This is a genomic window from Pseudomonas sp. TH21 (assembly GCF_016651025.1).
Lineage (GTDB): Bacteria > Pseudomonadota > Gammaproteobacteria > Pseudomonadales > Pseudomonadaceae > Aquipseudomonas > Aquipseudomonas aylmerensis.
This window is the reverse complement of sequence record NZ_JAEKEQ010000001.1, coordinates 499,635-514,029: the sequence shown is the minus strand read 5'-3', so window position 1 is coordinate 514,029 and position 14,395 is coordinate 499,635. Positions and strand designations below refer to the sequence as shown.

General features: G+C 62.4%; 10 protein-coding genes. 3 read left to right on the top strand and 7 right to left on the bottom strand.

Annotation, left to right across the window (positions count from 1 at the left end; translation table 11 throughout):
• The first annotated feature begins 28 nt into the window (after window positions 1–28).
• Together pncB and nadE are read left to right on the top strand one after the other, a co-directional pair.
• Window positions 29–1,243, top strand: a complete 1,215-nt coding sequence (gene pncB, locus JFU04_RS02135) for a nicotinate phosphoribosyltransferase (protein WP_065900159.1) — start codon at window positions 29–31, stop codon at window positions 1,241–1,243.
• A gap of 3 nt (window positions 1,244–1,246) precedes the next feature.
• Window positions 1,247–2,074, top strand: coding sequence for an ammonia-dependent NAD(+) synthetase (gene nadE, locus JFU04_RS02130; RefSeq protein WP_065900157.1), 828 nt, complete (start codon window positions 1,247–1,249; stop codon window positions 2,072–2,074).
• Window positions 2,075–2,289: 215 nt separating this feature from the next.
• Here the strand turns inward: nadE and azu are convergent, their stop codons facing one another.
• A complete protein-coding gene (azu, locus tag JFU04_RS02125; protein ID WP_120447501.1) occupies window positions 2,290–2,736 on the bottom strand; it encodes an azurin in 447 nt (148 codons plus the stop codon).
• A 332-nt stretch (window positions 2,737–3,068) separates the two neighbouring features.
• On the opposite strand from azu, the gene JFU04_RS02120 reads away from it, so the two are divergent.
• A complete protein-coding gene (locus tag JFU04_RS02120) occupies window positions 3,069–3,251 on the top strand; it encodes a hypothetical protein (RefSeq protein WP_065900153.1) in 183 nt (60 codons plus the stop codon).
• 220 nt (window positions 3,252–3,471) lie between these two features.
• Here the strand turns inward: JFU04_RS02120 and JFU04_RS02115 are convergent, their stop codons facing one another.
• The 6 genes from JFU04_RS02115 to JFU04_RS02090 form a co-directional block, all read right to left on the bottom strand.
• A complete protein-coding gene (locus JFU04_RS02115) occupies window positions 3,472–4,362 on the bottom strand; it encodes a transglutaminase family protein (RefSeq protein WP_065900151.1) in 891 nt (296 codons plus the stop codon).
• Window positions 4,362–6,848 (bottom strand): circularly permuted type 2 ATP-grasp protein, encoded by a 2,487-nt coding sequence (locus JFU04_RS02110; RefSeq protein ID WP_201143432.1) that lies wholly within the window; start codon window positions 6,846–6,848, stop codon window positions 4,362–4,364. Before JFU04_RS02110 ends, JFU04_RS02115 begins: the two co-directional genes overlap by 1 nt.
• A 160-nt stretch (window positions 6,849–7,008) precedes the next feature.
• Window positions 7,009–10,299 carry a transglutaminase family protein gene (locus tag JFU04_RS02105; RefSeq protein ID WP_201143431.1) on the bottom strand — a complete coding sequence of 1,097 codons (3,291 nt, stop codon included), beginning with the start codon at window positions 10,297–10,299 and terminating at the stop codon, window positions 7,009–7,011.
• A 187-nt stretch (window positions 10,300–10,486) separates the two neighbouring features.
• Window positions 10,487–10,936 carry a hypothetical protein gene (locus tag JFU04_RS02100; RefSeq protein ID WP_201143430.1) on the bottom strand — a complete coding sequence of 150 codons (450 nt, stop codon included), beginning with the start codon at window positions 10,934–10,936 and terminating at the stop codon, window positions 10,487–10,489.
• Window positions 10,933–11,853, bottom strand: coding sequence for an NAD synthetase (locus tag JFU04_RS02095; protein WP_065900142.1), 921 nt, complete (start codon window positions 11,851–11,853; stop codon window positions 10,933–10,935). Before JFU04_RS02095 ends, JFU04_RS02100 begins: the two co-directional genes overlap by 4 nt.
• Window positions 11,854–12,073: 220 nt before the next feature.
• Entirely contained in the window at window positions 12,074–14,377 is a 2,304-nt protein-coding gene (locus JFU04_RS02090; RefSeq protein WP_201143429.1) for a YgiQ family radical SAM protein, read from the bottom strand.
• Window positions 14,378–14,395: the final 18 nt, after the last annotated feature.

Below are 14,395 nucleotides of genomic sequence, written 5' to 3'. Positions count from 1 at the left end.
ATCGCCGACCCGTCTGGAGATTCCCGTTATGAGCGAGAGTGTGTTTGCCGATCGCATCGTGCAGAACCTGCTCGACACCGACTTCTACAAGCTGACCATGATGCAGGCGGTGCTGCACAACTACCCGAACGTGGAAGTTGAATGGGAATTTCGTTGCCGTAACAGCGAAGACTTGCGCCCGTACCTGGCGGAGATCCGCTACCAGATCGAGCGCCTTGCCGAGTTGAGCTTGAGCCCGGACCAACTGGGCTTCCTGGAGCGCATCAGCTTCATGAAGCCGGATTTCCTGCGCTTCCTCGGGCTGTTCCGCTTCAACCTGCGCTACGTGCAGACCGGTATCGAGAATGGCGAGCTGTTTATCCGCCTGCGCGGTCCGTGGCTGCATGTGATCCTGTTTGAAGTGCCGATGCTGGCCATCGTCAGCGAAGTGCGCAACCGCTACCGCTACCAGACCGTGATCCTCGAACAGGCCCGCGAGCAGCTGTACCGCAAGTTCGACTGGCTGACCGCCAACGCCAGCAGCGACGAGCTGTCTGAGCTGCAAGTGGCCGACTTCGGCACGCGCCGGCGCTTTTCCTACCGGGTCCAGGAAGAAGTGGTCAGCGTGCTCAAGCATGACTTCCCCGGGCGTTTTGTCGGCACCAGCAACGTGCATTTGGCCCGCGAGTTCGACATGAAGCCGCTTGGCACCATGGCCCATGAATGGATCATGGCCCACCAGCAACTGGGCCCGCGCCTGATCGACAGCCAGATCGCCGCCCTCGACTGCTGGGTCCGCGAATACCGTGGCCTGCTGGGCATCGCCTTGACCGATTGCATCACCACCGACGCGTTCCTCGGCGACTTCGACTTGTACTTCGCCAAGCTTTTCGACGGTCTGCGCCACGACTCCGGTGACCCGGTGCAGTGGGCGGAAAAAGCCATCGCCCACTACCACAAGCTCGGCATCGAGCCGATGAGCAAGACCCTGGTGTTCTCCGACAGCCTGTCGTTGCCCAAGGCGCTGGAGATTTTCCGTGCGCTGCGCGGTCGGATCAATGTGAGCTTCGGCATCGGCACTAACCTGACCTGTGACATTCCAGGGGTGGAACCGATGAGCATCGTGCTTAAAATGACCGCCTGCAATGGCCAGCCCGTCGCGAAAATCTCCGATGAAGCGGGCAAGACCCACTGCACCGATCCGAATTTCGTCGCCTATTTGCGTCACGTTTTCAAAGTACCTGCCCTTTCCAGCAAGGAGTGAATCATGCAAGCCGTACAGCGTGAGATTGCGCAGCAGCTCAAGGTCCAAGCACCGTTCAAAGACCAGGCGGCCCTTGAAGCCGAAGTTGCGAGGCGTGTGGCATTTATCCAGGACTGCCTGCGCAATTCCGGGCTCAAGACATTGGTGCTGGGTATCAGCGGCGGCGTCGACTCCCTGACCGCCGGCCTGTTGGCCCAACGCGCGATGCAGGAGCTGCGCACCCGCACCGGGGATGAAGCCTACCGGTTTATCGCGGTGCGCCTGCCCTACGAAACCCAGTTCGATGAAATCGACGCCCAGGCATCGGTGGACTTTATCGAGCCGGACGAGCGCCACACCGTCAACATCGGCCCGGCGGTGAAATCGCTGGCCAATGAAGTTGCGGCATTCGAAGGCAAGGCCGCGGTGTCCCGCGATTTCGTGCTGGGCAATACCAAGGCGCGCATGCGCATGGTGGCGCAGTACACCATCGCTGGCGCGGCCGGTGGCCTGGTGATCGGCACCGACCATGCGGCGGAAGCCGTGATGGGCTTTTTCACCAAGTTTGGTGACGGCGCCTGCGACCTCGCCCCCCTGAGTGGCCTGGTGAAAAACCAGGTCCGCGCGATTGCGCGGCACTTTGGTGCACCGGAGTCGCTGGTCGAGAAAATCCCGACTGCCGACCTTGAAGACCTGTCACCAGGCAAGCCTGACGAAGCCTCCCATGGGGTGACCTACGCCGAGATCGATGCGTTCCTGCACGGCGAGCCGGTGCGTGAGGAAGCATTCAAGATCATCTGCGACACCTACCGCAAGACCGAGCACAAGCGGGTCATGCCGTTCGCGCCGTGAACACTGTGGTGAGTGGGCCGCTGTGGCGAGCGGGCTTGCCCCGCGTTGGGTTGCGCAGCAGCCCCAGTGAGTTGAACGCGGTCATTCACACAAGCCATGTGGCAGTTTTTGGGGCCGCTTCGCAGCCCAACGCGGGGCAAGCCCGCTCGCCACAGGTTTTCGCCGCCCACAAAAAAAGCGCCTGAAAAGGCGCTTTTTTTTCGACCGGAGTCGGCTTACTTCACGACAACAGTGCCTTTCATCATCGAGATGTGGCCTGGGAACGAGCAGAAGAACGCGTAATCCGTACCGGCGGCCAGTTTCGACACATCGAAGGTCACGGAATCTTTCTCGCCAGCACCGATGATCTTGGTGTGGGCGATGATGCGGGTGTCGCCATCTTTCAGGTAGTTCTTGTCGATGCCGGCAGCCATGCCGTCGCTGGCGACGCCAGGCATGTCGGCGGCGGAGCTCAGCACCCAGTTGTGGCCCATGACGTTTTTCGGCAGGTTGCCGGAGTGAGTCAGCTCGACGGTGAATGTCTTGCAGCTTTTGTCGATTTCAATGGCCTTGGTGTTGAAGGACATTTGATCAGTGGAGTCGACGGTGACCTTGCACTCTGCAGCAAGCAACTGGCCGCTCGCCAGAGTCAGCAGGGAAACAGCAACGAGTTTGGCAAACATGTGAATCTCCAAGGCAGGGTTAAAAAACGCGTATTGCGACAAGGGTGCCTCATGCAGGCGTAAATTCTTATGATCTGAATCAACAGATTGTATACAACTTTAGGCTATCAGACTTATCAACACAATCTACCAGCTAAAGTAGCGACACCTGCCTATGATCGGCCCATCACCCTTTGGAGTCCGAACCATGCGCCTCAATCACCTGTTCAACGGCCTGCTGGCCGCGTACGCCTGCGGTAAGTGAAGGCCAAGCGCCCCTTGAAGCTGCTACCATGACGGCCCAAGGCAGCTGCGCGCCGCCCACCCTCACCTTCGACCCTAGAGGATCGCCCATGGCCAAACCTAATTACTCCTTCGCCAAACGTCAGAGAGACTTGGCCAAGGAGCAGAAGAAAGAGGAAAAGCTGCAACGCAAGAAAGCCGCTGCAGATGAAGAAGCCGGCGCACTGAACCCGGATGCCGAAGGCGAAGTAGCGACTGACGACACCGAGACACCGAAAGACCCGGCTGAATAATTGATCTGTTGCGCCAGGTCGCAAGCGGGCTTGTCGTGGCTATCGGACTTGCTGTGACAAGCGGGCTTGTTATGGCGAGCGGGCTTGCCCCGCGTTGGGCTGCGAAGCGGCCCCAATATATCCCCCGCTAGTTCAGACAGACCGCAGTTTCAGGCTTCAGGGCTGCTGCGCAGCCCAACGCGGGGCAAGCCCGCTCGCCACAAATTAATAAGCCCGGTCCTCACTCCAGCGGCATCACCGTCACCCGCACTTCCGGGTCATGGCTGCCTCCCCCCAGGATCACCCCGCGCAACGGCGATACATCGGAAAAGTCCCGGCCCCAGGCCAGGGTGATGTGTTCCAGTGCCGGCTGTACATTGTTCGTCGGATCAAAATCCACCCACCCTGCGACCGGGCAATACACCGAAACCCATGCATGTGACGCATCGGCGCCGATCAGTCGTGGCTGGCCGGGCGGTGGCTGGGTCAACAGGTAACCGCTGATATACCGCGCCGCCAGGCCTCGCGAGCGCAGGCACGCGAGCATCAGGTGGGCGAAGTCCTGGCACACGCCGCGCCGGCGCTCCAGCACTTCCACCAGCGGCGTGGCGACCTGGGTGGCTTCGGCATCGAAGGTGAATTCGCTGAAGATCTTTTCCATCAAGGCCTGCACACCCAACAGCAACGGCTTGCCGGGAGGGAAGCAGCTCTCGGAAAACTCGACGAAGGTTTTCTTCAGGTGCACATAGGGCGATTCGAAGCGATAGCGGCACGCTTCGACCAGCTGTGGCGACAGCGGCTGGCTGCTGTAGGTCAGGCTGTCACGGGTCTGGTCCCAAGGCGGTGACTGCTGGAAATCCAGCGTCGGCCGCGCCAGCACTTCGACGGTGAGCCCGGCATTCACCAGCAATTCATCATGGGGCCGCTCGAACGCCAGCCGTGTGATCGGGTTGCCGAACACGTCCAGCTCATCGCGACGCGAAGACGGCGGTGGGCTGATCTCCAGCTGCTGCGCGCTGCAGCGCTGCCAGGCACAGGGGCGCGGCCACAGGTGCGCCAGCTGCTGGGCCAGGGACACCGGGCTGTCGTAGTGGTAGTGGGTATCGTGGAAAATCTGGTAGCGCGCACTCATCACACCGACACCGTTTGCTGACTGACATCATCCACATGGGCAAAGTGGCGCAACGCCAGGCGGTCCGACACTTGCCCGCTTTCATCGGCGACCGCCTGCAACAGGTCGGCCAGCCCCTCCAGCGCGGCGCGCACGCTGGACTCGCCAAACAGCGGGTTTTCCAGGCAGCCCAGGTCGAAACGCGCGAGGCGCTCGACCAACGGCGCCAGGCCGGTTTCGCGCGGCACACCGAAGTCGTCGTTGAGGCGACGCAAGGTGCGGCTCACCAGTTTCAGCTGGAACAGCACGGCGTGGGGGTTCTGCTCATCCAGCAGCAACAAGTCCAGTACCGGGATCAGTTGCGGCACCGCCAGGTAGCGCGAGCGATAGGTGATGCTGCTGTTGCCCAACTCCAGCAACCACTCCAGCCCCGCCTGGTCGAACACAGCTACGCCGCGCAGGAATGCCGCCAGGCTGCTGCTGAGAAATTGCAGGCGCTCGATGCGCCGGCCCATCATCAAAAAGCGCCAGCCTTCATCGCGGGTCATGTCGTCCAGCGCAAAGCCGGACAGCGCCGCCAGGGACATCACCAGGCGGTTGAGAAAATCCAGCAACTCGCCAAAATCCGGGCTTTCGCTTTCCAGCTCCAAGGCTTCGCGCTGCAGCTCGACCAAGGCCTGCCAGTTCTCGCGGGACAACTTGCCGCGCACCTGCGACGCTGCCCACTGCAGGCGCTGCAGGTTGGCACGCAGGCTCGACGGCCAGTCATCGCCGAGCAACGCCGCGAGCAGGCGCTCGGGCAACTCGCCTTCCTCCGGCAACAAACGCAGGTTCTCACCCAGCTCGACCGCGGCCTGCAGTGCCAGCGGATCGTCGCCATCGACGTAGCGCGCCAGCACAATGCGCAGCCAGCGCGCACTGTCATCGCAGCGCTCGCAATAACGCCCGAACCAGAACAGGTTTTCCACCACCCGTGACGGCAGATACGGGTCGCGGCGCACCAGATCATGCGCGCCAATCGCCCGTTGCGCGCGCCAATGCTCGCCACCGGCAGCCCGTTCACCGAGGACCCAGGTGTCCTTGCTGGCGCCACCGCGTTGCATCGACACCACCTCGGCATCGGCTTCGGCCGCCACGCGGGTCAGGCCGCCGGGCAGCACGCGATAGCCATCCTCGCTGGCCACGGCATACACACGCATGCCAATCGCGCGGTGTTGCAGGTGATCATCCACGGTGTGCCACACCGGCGCCTGGGACAGCTGCGCCAGCTCTTGGGCGACATACGCGTAAGGCCGCGCGCGCATGCGTTCGGCGAGGGCCTGGCGCTGCTCGTCATTCAAGTCGCGGCCAAATACCGGGGTGAAGCTTTGCGACGGAAACGCCGGCTTGATCAGCAGCTCCGGCAATTTCTCCAGGGCTTCGGCCAGCACCGGCGCTTCACCGCACCACCAAGTGGCGATGGACGGCAGGATCAGCTCTTCGCCAAACAGAAACTGGTTGATCTTCGGCAGGAAACCGAGCAACCCCGGCGACTCCAGCACGCCGCTGCCCAGGGCATTGGCCACCAGCACATTGCCCTGGCGCACGGCGTCGAGCAGGCCGGGCACGCCGAGCGCCGAGTCGGTACGCAGCTCCAGCGGGTCGCAGAAGTCGTCATCCAGGCGCCGCATGATGGCGTGCACCCGGCGCAGGCCGCTGAGGGTCTTCAGGAAGACGGTGCTGTCGCGCACGGTGAGGTCGCCGCCCTCCACCAGCGGGTAGCCGAGCTGGCGCGCGAGGTAGAGGTGTTCGAAATAGCTCTCGTTGAAACGCCCGGGTGTGAGCAGCACGATCAGCGGCGGCTGGTCATCGCCGGGCGCTTGGCGGGCCAGGGTTTCCTGGAGCGTGCGGAAGAAACCGGTGAGGTGCTGCACCTGCAGGTCGCGGTACAGGTCCGGAAACGCCCGCGACACGATGGTACGGTTTTCCAGGGCATAGCCGGCCCCCGACGGTGCTTGCGTGCGGTCGGCCGTCACCCACCAACGGCCATCCGGGGTGCGCGCCAGATCCACCGCATACAGGTGCAGGAACGCGCCGTCCGGCGGCTGGATACCCTGGCACGGCCACAGGAAGTTGTTGTGCCCGAACACCAGCTCGGCGGGCAGCAAGCCCTCGGTGATCAAGCGTTGCGGCCCGTACAGGTCAGCCAGCACCGCATTGAGCAGGCGCGCCCGCTGGGCGATACCCGCTGCCAGCTGCTGCCACTCATCGGCAGCCAGCACGTGCGGCAACAGGTCCAATTCCCACGGACGGTCAGCGCCCTTGGGGTCGGCGTAGACGTTGTAGGTCACGCCATTTTCCTGGATCTGCCGGGTCAGCAGCGCCTGGCGCTGGGCCAGTTGCGCGGGTGTGCTGCGCTGTAGGTGATCGAGCAGGCGCCGCCAATGGGCACGCACCGCGCCGCTGTCGTCGAGCAGTTCGTGATAAGTGCCCGCGGTCAGCGGGTAACGGTCGAGCAAGTCGGGCATGGAACGCTCGGCAGAGGCAAGGGAAGTCAGATTAACTCAAATTTACTGCGATCCAATGTGGGAGCAGGCTTACCTGCGATAGCGGTTTTCCAGTCATCTTATTGGCTGGCTGATACACCGCTATCGCAGGCAAGCCAGCTCCCACATTTTCGAACCGCGTTCAGTCATTTTTATTGGGGAAACGCCGTAAATCCAGGGTCATCGGTAGCTCATCGTTGATGATCATCGTCGGTACCTGCAGCTTCCCAGGCGTATGCCCCAACCTGAAAAACCGCGCCATCCGCCGGCTCTCGGCTTCATTGGCATTCACCGGCAAGCTGTCGTAGTTGCGCCCGCCCGGATGGGCCACGTGGTACTGGCAGCCGCCCAGGGAGCGCTGCATCCAGGTGTCGAGCAGATCGAATACCAACGGCGCATGCACCGCAATGGTCGGTTGCAGACAGTTGGCCGGTTGCCAGGCGCGGTAACGCACGCCGGCAACGAACTCGCCGACGCGCCCGGTGGGCTGCAGCGGCACCGGGATGCCATTGCAGGTCAGCAGATAACGCTGCGGCGGCAAGCCGCTCAACTTCACCTGCAAGCGCTCCAGCGATGAATCGACATAACGCACGGTGCCGCCCACCGCGCCCTCTTCACCGAGTACATGCCAGGGTTCCAGGGCCTGGCGCAGTTCCAGTTCGATGCCGCTGACTGCGTAGTCGCCGACCTTGGGAAAACGGAATTCCAGGTGCGCGGCAAACCATTCGGCGCGCAGTGGGTAACCGGCGGCATTGAGTTCGACGATCACATCGGCAAAGTCCTGCTCGATAAAGTGCGGCAGCAGGAAACGGTCGTGCAGTTCGGTGCCCCAGCGCGCCAGTTTCGGCGGTGCATAGGGCTCACGCCAGAAGCGCGCGACCAACGCGCGCAGCAACAGCTGCTGGGTCAAGCTCATGCGCGCATGGGGCGGCATTTCAAAGGCGCGCAATTCCAGCAGGCCCAGGCGGCCGGTGGCGCCATCCGGTGAGTAGAGTTTGTCGATGCAGAACTCGGCGCGGTGGGTGTTGCCAGTCACGTCGATCAGCAGGTTGCGCAGCAAGCGGTCCACCAACCACGGCGGGCACTCCTCGCCCGGTTCGGGCATTTGCGCGAAGGCGATTTCCAGCTCGTACAGCGCATCGTTGCGTGCTTCGTCGACCCGTGGCGCCTGGGAAGTCGGGCCGATGAACAGGCCGGAAAACAGGTACGACAGCGAAGGATGGTTATGCCAGTAGCTGATCAGACTGCGCAGCAAATCCGGCCTGCGCAGGAACGGTGAATCCTTGGGCGTGGCGCCGCCGAGTACAAAGTGGTTACCGCCGCCGGTGCCGGTGTGACGGCCGTCGATCATGAATTTCTCGGTGGTCAGCCGGGTTTGCCGAGCCTCTTCGTAGAGGAATTCGGTGCGCTCCACCAACTCGTCCCAAGTGGCGGACGGCTGCACGTTGACTTCGATCACACCAGGGTCCGGCGTAACGCGGAAGTTGCTCAGGCGCGTATCCGCCGGCGGCTCGTAGCCTTCGAGCAGCACCGGGCAATGCAGCTCTTCGGCGGTGGCTTCGATGGCGGCCACCAGCTCCAGGTAATCCTCCACGCGCTCCAGCGGCGGCATAAACAGGTACAGGCGCCCTTCCCTGGCCTCGGCGCACAGGGCGGTACGGGTCAGCCAGTCGGCTGACTCGTCTACCTTCGGCACGCGCTCGTCGCTCGGCGCAGGCTCACCGTGGCTCTGCAGTTGCGCGGTTGTCGGCAGCCCCGGCTGATCCTGGTTCGGGTCGGTGGGATGCACAAAGGGATATTCCGCCGCCGTCACCCACGGTTGCGAGGCCAAGGGCAGGCGATAGCCCAGCGGCGAATCGCCCGGCACCAGACGGCAATGGTTATCGCGCAAGTACCAGCGCCCGCTCTGCCAGCGATCATTGGCGGCGGTGCGCGCCAGCGGCAGCACCTGGCCGATGACTTTATCCAGGCCCTGGCTGAACACTTTGCGCAGGCGTTCGCGCTCAAGGTCATCACTCAGGCGCGGGTCTTGGGCGGTGACGTTTTGCGGCAGCGCGCCTTCGCGCCACAGGTAATAGAAATTGTCTTCGAAGGCCGGGAACACGAAACGCGCCGGCAGCTTCAGACGCTCGGCGACGCTGGCCAGAAAACGCCCGGCCAGCGCGCCATCGGCGCCGTAGTCCTGTTGTTCATCGGCGATCAGCGCGCTGTTGTGCCAGATCGGCACGCCGTCGCGGCGCCAGTAACAATTGAGCGACCAACGCGGCAGTTGCTCGCCGGGGTACCACTTGCCCTGGCCAAAGTGCACCAGGCCTTTGGGCGCATAGTGCTTGCGCATGCGCTGGAACAGCTCGGCGGACAGCCGTCGCTTGTCGGGCCCGAGGGCGGCGGTGTTCCACTCGGCGCCGTCAGGATCGTCGATGGACACGAAGGTCGGCTCGCCACCCATGGTCAGACGCACGTCATCCTTGAGCAGGTCGCCGTCAATCTGCCGGCCCAGGGCCTGGATCGCCAGCCATTGCTCTTCGGTGTAGGGCTTGGTGACGCGTGGCGCTTCCCAAATGCGTTCAACCGACATCTCGTGGGTAAATTCGCACTCGCAGGGTTCCACCAACCCACTGATTGGCGCGGCAGATGATGGATCGGGACTACAAGCGAGCGGGATATGCCCTTCACCGGCGAACAGCCCGGAGGTGGCATCCAGGCCAATCCAGCCGGCACCGGGCAGATACACCTCGCACCAGGCGTGCAAGTCGGTGAAGTCCACCTCCGTGCCGGACGGGCCGTCGAGGGCTTTGACGTCGGCGGTGAGCTGGATCAGATAGCCGGACACAAACCGCGCCGCCAAGCCCAGGTTGCGCAGCAATTGCACCAGCAGCCAGGCCGAATCGCGGCAGGAACCGGAGGCGTTTTCCAGGGTAAATTCCGGGGTCTGCACGCCCGGTTCCATGCGGATCAGGTAACCGATATCGGCCGCCAGGCGCTGGTTGAGGCCGACCAGGAAATCCACGGCCGGCAGCGGCGTACGGTCGATGCCGGCAAGGTAGGCGGCAAATCTCGGCGTCAGCGGCAGGGTTTCCAGGTACGGCGCCAGCTCGCGCTGCTCATCGGCGGCGTAGGTGAACGGAATTTTTTCGGCGTAGGGCTCGAGAAAAAAGTCGAATGGGTTGAACACCGCCATCTCGGCGACCAGGTCGACTTCGATGCGCAACTCGTCGGTCTTTTCCGGAAACACCAGGCGCGCCAGGTAATTGCCCTGGGGGTCCTGCTGCCAATTGATGAAGTGCTGCTCGGGCAGCACTTTCAGCGCGTAGGACAAAATCCGCGTGCGGCTATGAGCCGCCGGGCGCAAACGCACGATCTGTGGGCCGAGTTCGACAGCGCGGTCATAGCGGTAATGCGTAACGTGGTGCAACGCGACATGAATCGACACGGCGGCCTCCTGCGAGCCAGGGCATGGACACAACGCGCGCAAGACTTATGCCAGAGCGGCGGTCATTGCGCTTTATCGTGGGACCCGGTGCAGTACAGCACCAAAACGGCGCCGTGGCTGCGGTAATGGTGCGAGGGTTGCACATTTATGTGGCGGTCATGTGAGCGGGGGTGGTGAATCTACCCAGTCAGCGAGCTTTTTGGCGGGCGCTGATGGCTTCGCGCAGGAGGCGAACTTCGACCAGTTTCTGGCGCATTTCACGGTGACGCTTGCTGTTGAACAGCAATAGCCCAAGCAATGGGAACACGAGGCTCAAGGCATACATCAGCGCATTCGGTTGATCATTGAGGGTTGGCAGTACACTCAGAAAGCACACCCCCAAAAGCACCACGACCGGCCACGTCCATTGGGGATGCCCGCGGGCGATCATGAAATTGCAGTGCACGATGATTAGCGTGAGCGCGATACCCACCAGGAAGGCGTACTTGGCGTTATCTGCCATGGACAGGCTGGGCATATAGCTGTCGAAGAACACCGGAAGCGTAAACACGAGGGTGAAAATCGAGGCAAATATCGCCCCCATGAAGACCGGGAAATACGTCGACAGAAAACTGCGAATGCTGGGCAGTTCGTTCATTGCTCGGCCTCCTCATACAGCCCTACGGCAATTGTGCGTACGTTCCCCGACACTGCGCTGCCGGTAAAACCAATGACTGCGCCCAAGGCATCCTTGATCTGCGTGACTGTTGCATGTTTGACCTCGGTGGGCGTGAACCGCTTAGGCAACTCGCCCGACAACTGCTTCAGCTTGATCATCTTTGACGTCAGGCGTGGATCGTTGATGCTCAACAGCTCTTTGGTCAACTTGGCGCGCTCCTGTCGATTCAGGCCCCTGAGCACCTCCCTCACACTTTTTCCGGTGGCGGCCTTATTCAGCCGCACCAGCTTGACCGTTGCCAGCGCCGATGAACCGACCCCGACCAACGACGCCGCATCCAGGGCAATCATGGTGTATTGGTACCACTCCTCACTGTCGAGCTGATCATTGCGCGCGGGGTTACGGATCTCATTGACCGTGCGATAGCCGCTGGCAAAACACTGCACGGAACTGGCTGCCGCAGCCGTGTAGCCGAGCGCCACGACCACCGAACTGGCGCCTGCCGAAAACGGGACCGCGACGGAACCACTGAGCACCACAATCCAACCGATGACCGCGCCGGCACACGACAGCGTGGTATTGACCGCTTCGCCCACCAGCCGGGACTCCCGCGGGTTGTCTTGCACCTGTTGGGCGAATTGCGTTGGCGCGATGTACTTCTGTGCCTCACGCAGGATCAACCGCTTGGGTGCGATGCTGCAGATAGGCTGGAATTCGCGCAGAGTGACGACGTTGAACTCGGCATCGATATACACAACACCGGCACCGACAATGGCGGGGTCGGCATCGATGGCAGCGAACAGGCGCGGCAGGTTGATCTGGCTTTCGATGCGCTGGCGCGCCATGAATTGGGAGCGGTTGGAGTCCATGCCAATGTTGAGCAGGGGGTTGCTCATGGGTGTTCTTCCTTGAAATGAAGGGTGCCTGAACTGACGCCTTCGCGAGCAAGCCCGCTCCCACATTCGAGCGCATTCTCATGCTGGAACTCGGACAAATGTGGGAGCGGGCTTGCTCGCGAAGGCGATTCAATGGGCGCCACCTTAACAAACAGGTACGCCAGCGAATAGAAAGCAAAACGCCAGCACGAGGCTGGCGTTTTGCATATTCAGGTTGCGATCAGCGCGGCACGACCGGTTTGCGCGCAGGCTTGCCGCCCTTGCCCTTGGCCGCATCCGCGCGCTCCTTGGCTGCCTGCTTGTTGCGCGCCTGGGCGGCGGCCTTGGCTTGCTCGCGCTTGTCCCACGGGTTGCTGCCGTCGCTGCCACGCGGTGGCAGGCCGGTGTGCTGGGTGAGGATCCGGGTGGTGGTTTCCTTGGCAACCTTGTGGCTGCCGGCCGGCGTCGAGTTCTTGCGACGCGCGCTCTGGTAGCTGTCGGTGCTCGGCTGATGCAGCGGGATCAGTTGGTCCTTGCCCGGGCCGATCAAATCGGCACGGCCCATGCGGGTCAGCGCTTCACGCAGCATCGGCCAGCCTTTCGGGTCGTGGTAGCGCAAGAAGGCCTTGTGCAGGCGGCGCTGCTCTTCGCTCTTGACGATGGTCACCGCGTCGCTCTTGTAGGTGACCTTGCGCAGCGGGTTCTTGCCCGAGTGGTACATCGCGGTGGCGGTGGCCATCGGCGACGGGTAGAACGCCTGCACCTGGTCGGCGCGGAAGCCGTTGCCCTTGAGCCACAAGGCCAGGTTCATCATGTCTTCATCGGTGGTGCCCGGGTGGGCGGCGATGAAGTACGGGATCAGGTACTGCTCCTTGCCCGCTTCCTTGGTGTACTTCTCGAACATGCGCTTGAACTTGTCATAGCTGCCAATGCCCGGCTTCATCATCTGGTTGAGCGGACCTTCCTCGGTGTGTTCCGGGGCGATCTTGAGGTAACCACCGACGTGGTGGGTCACCAGCTCCTTGACGTACTCCGGCGACTCGACCGCGAGGTCGTAGCGCAGGCCGGAAGCGATCAAAATCTTCTTCACCCCCGGCAACGCACGGGCGCTGCGGTACAGCTGGATCAAGGAGGAGTGGTCGGTGTTCAGGTTCGGGCAGATACCCGGGAACACGCACGACGGCTTGCGGCACGCGGATTCGATTTCCGGGCTCTTGCAGGCGATGCGGTACATGTTCGCGGTCGGGCCGCCGAGGTCGGAGATCACGCCGGTGAAGCCCGGCACTTTGTCGCGGATCTCTTCGATTTCGCGGATGATCGACTCTTCGGAACGGTTCTGGATGATGCGACCTTCGTGCTCGGTGATCGAGCAGAAGGTGCAGCCGCCGAAGCAGCCACGCATGATGTTCACCGAGAAACGGATCATGTCGTAGGCCGGGATCTTTTCCTTGCCGTACACCGGGTGCGGAACGCGGGCGTAAGGCATGCCAAACACGTAGTCCATTTCTTCGGTGGTCATCGGAATCGGCGGCGGGTTGAACCACACGTCCACTTCACCGTGCTTCTGCACCAGCGCGCGGGCGTTGCCCGGGTTGGTTTCCAAGTGCAGCACGCGGTTGGCGTGTGCATACAGCACCGCGTCGCCACGGACCTTTTCCACCGATGGCAGGCGGATCACGGTCTTGTCGCGGGTCATCTTCGGGCTGGCCAGGATCTGCACGACCTTGGCTTCTTCCGGATCGTCCTGCGGGCCTTTTTCCTGCTCGATGGCGCAGGCCTGGGTGTCCTGGGTGTTCACGTACGGGTTGATGATCTTGTCGATCTTGCCCGGACGGTCGATCCGCGTGGAGTCCACTTCGTACCAGCCCACCGGCGTATCACGACGAATGAACGCGGTGCCGCGCACGTCGGTGATGTCTTCGATCTTGTGACCCCACGACAGGCGCTGGGCCACTTCGACGATGGCGCGCTCGGCGTTGCCGTACAGCAGGATATCGGCGGTGGCGTCAATCAGGATCGAGTTGCGCACACGGTCCTGCCAGTAGTCGTAGTGGGCGATGCGGCGCAGGGAGGCTTCGATGCCACCGAGCACGATCGGCACGTTCTTGTAGGCTTCCTTGCAACGCTGGCTGTACACCAGGCTCGCGCGGTCCGGGCGTTTGCCGGCCATGCCGCCAGGGGTGTAGGCGTCGTCGGAACGGATTTTCTTGTCGGCGGTGTAGCGGTTGATCATCGAGTCCATGTTGCCGGCCGCGACGCCAAAGAACAGGTTCGGCTCGCCAAGCTTCATGAAGTCGTCTTTGGACTGCCAGTTCGGCTGGGCAATGATCCCGACGCGAAAGCCCTGGGACTCCAGCAGCCGGCCGATGATGGCCATGCCAAACGATGGGTGGTCCACGTACGCATCACCGGTGACGATGATGATGTCGCAGGAATCCCAGCCAAGCTGATCCATCTCCTCCCTGCTCATTGGCAGGAATGGCGCAGGACCGAAACATTCGGCCCAGTACTTGGGATAGTCAAATAACGGCTTGGCTGTTTGCATGACGGTGACCGGTGTTGA

Excerpts from the sequence above, each read along its gene's own strand:
- pncB (WP_065900159.1), top strand. The coding sequence starts at position 29 with ATGAGCGAGAGTGTGTTTGCCGATCGCATCGTGCAGAACCTGCTCGAC.
- azu (WP_120447501.1), bottom strand. The coding sequence starts at position 2,736 with ATGTTTGCCAAACTCGTTGCTGTTTCCCTGCTGACTCTGGCGAGCGGC.
- JFU04_RS02095 (WP_065900142.1), bottom strand. The coding sequence starts at position 11,853 with ATGAGCAACCCCCTGCTCAACATTGGCATGGACTCCAACCGCTCCCAA.
- JFU04_RS02120 (WP_065900153.1), top strand. The coding sequence starts at position 3,069 with ATGGCCAAACCTAATTACTCCTTCGCCAAACGTCAGAGAGACTTGGCC.
- nadE (WP_065900157.1), top strand. The coding sequence starts at position 1,247 with ATGCAAGCCGTACAGCGTGAGATTGCGCAGCAGCTCAAGGTCCAAGCA.
- JFU04_RS02115 (WP_065900151.1), bottom strand. The coding sequence starts at position 4,362 with ATGAGTGCGCGCTACCAGATTTTCCACGATACCCACTACCACTACGAC.
- JFU04_RS02090 (WP_201143429.1), bottom strand. The coding sequence starts at position 14,377 with ATGCAAACAGCCAAGCCGTTATTTGACTATCCCAAGTACTGGGCCGAA.
- JFU04_RS02100 (WP_201143430.1), bottom strand. The coding sequence starts at position 10,936 with ATGAACGAACTGCCCAGCATTCGCAGTTTTCTGTCGACGTATTTCCCG.
- JFU04_RS02110 (WP_201143432.1), bottom strand. The coding sequence starts at position 6,848 with ATGCCCGACTTGCTCGACCGTTACCCGCTGACCGCGGGCACTTATCAC.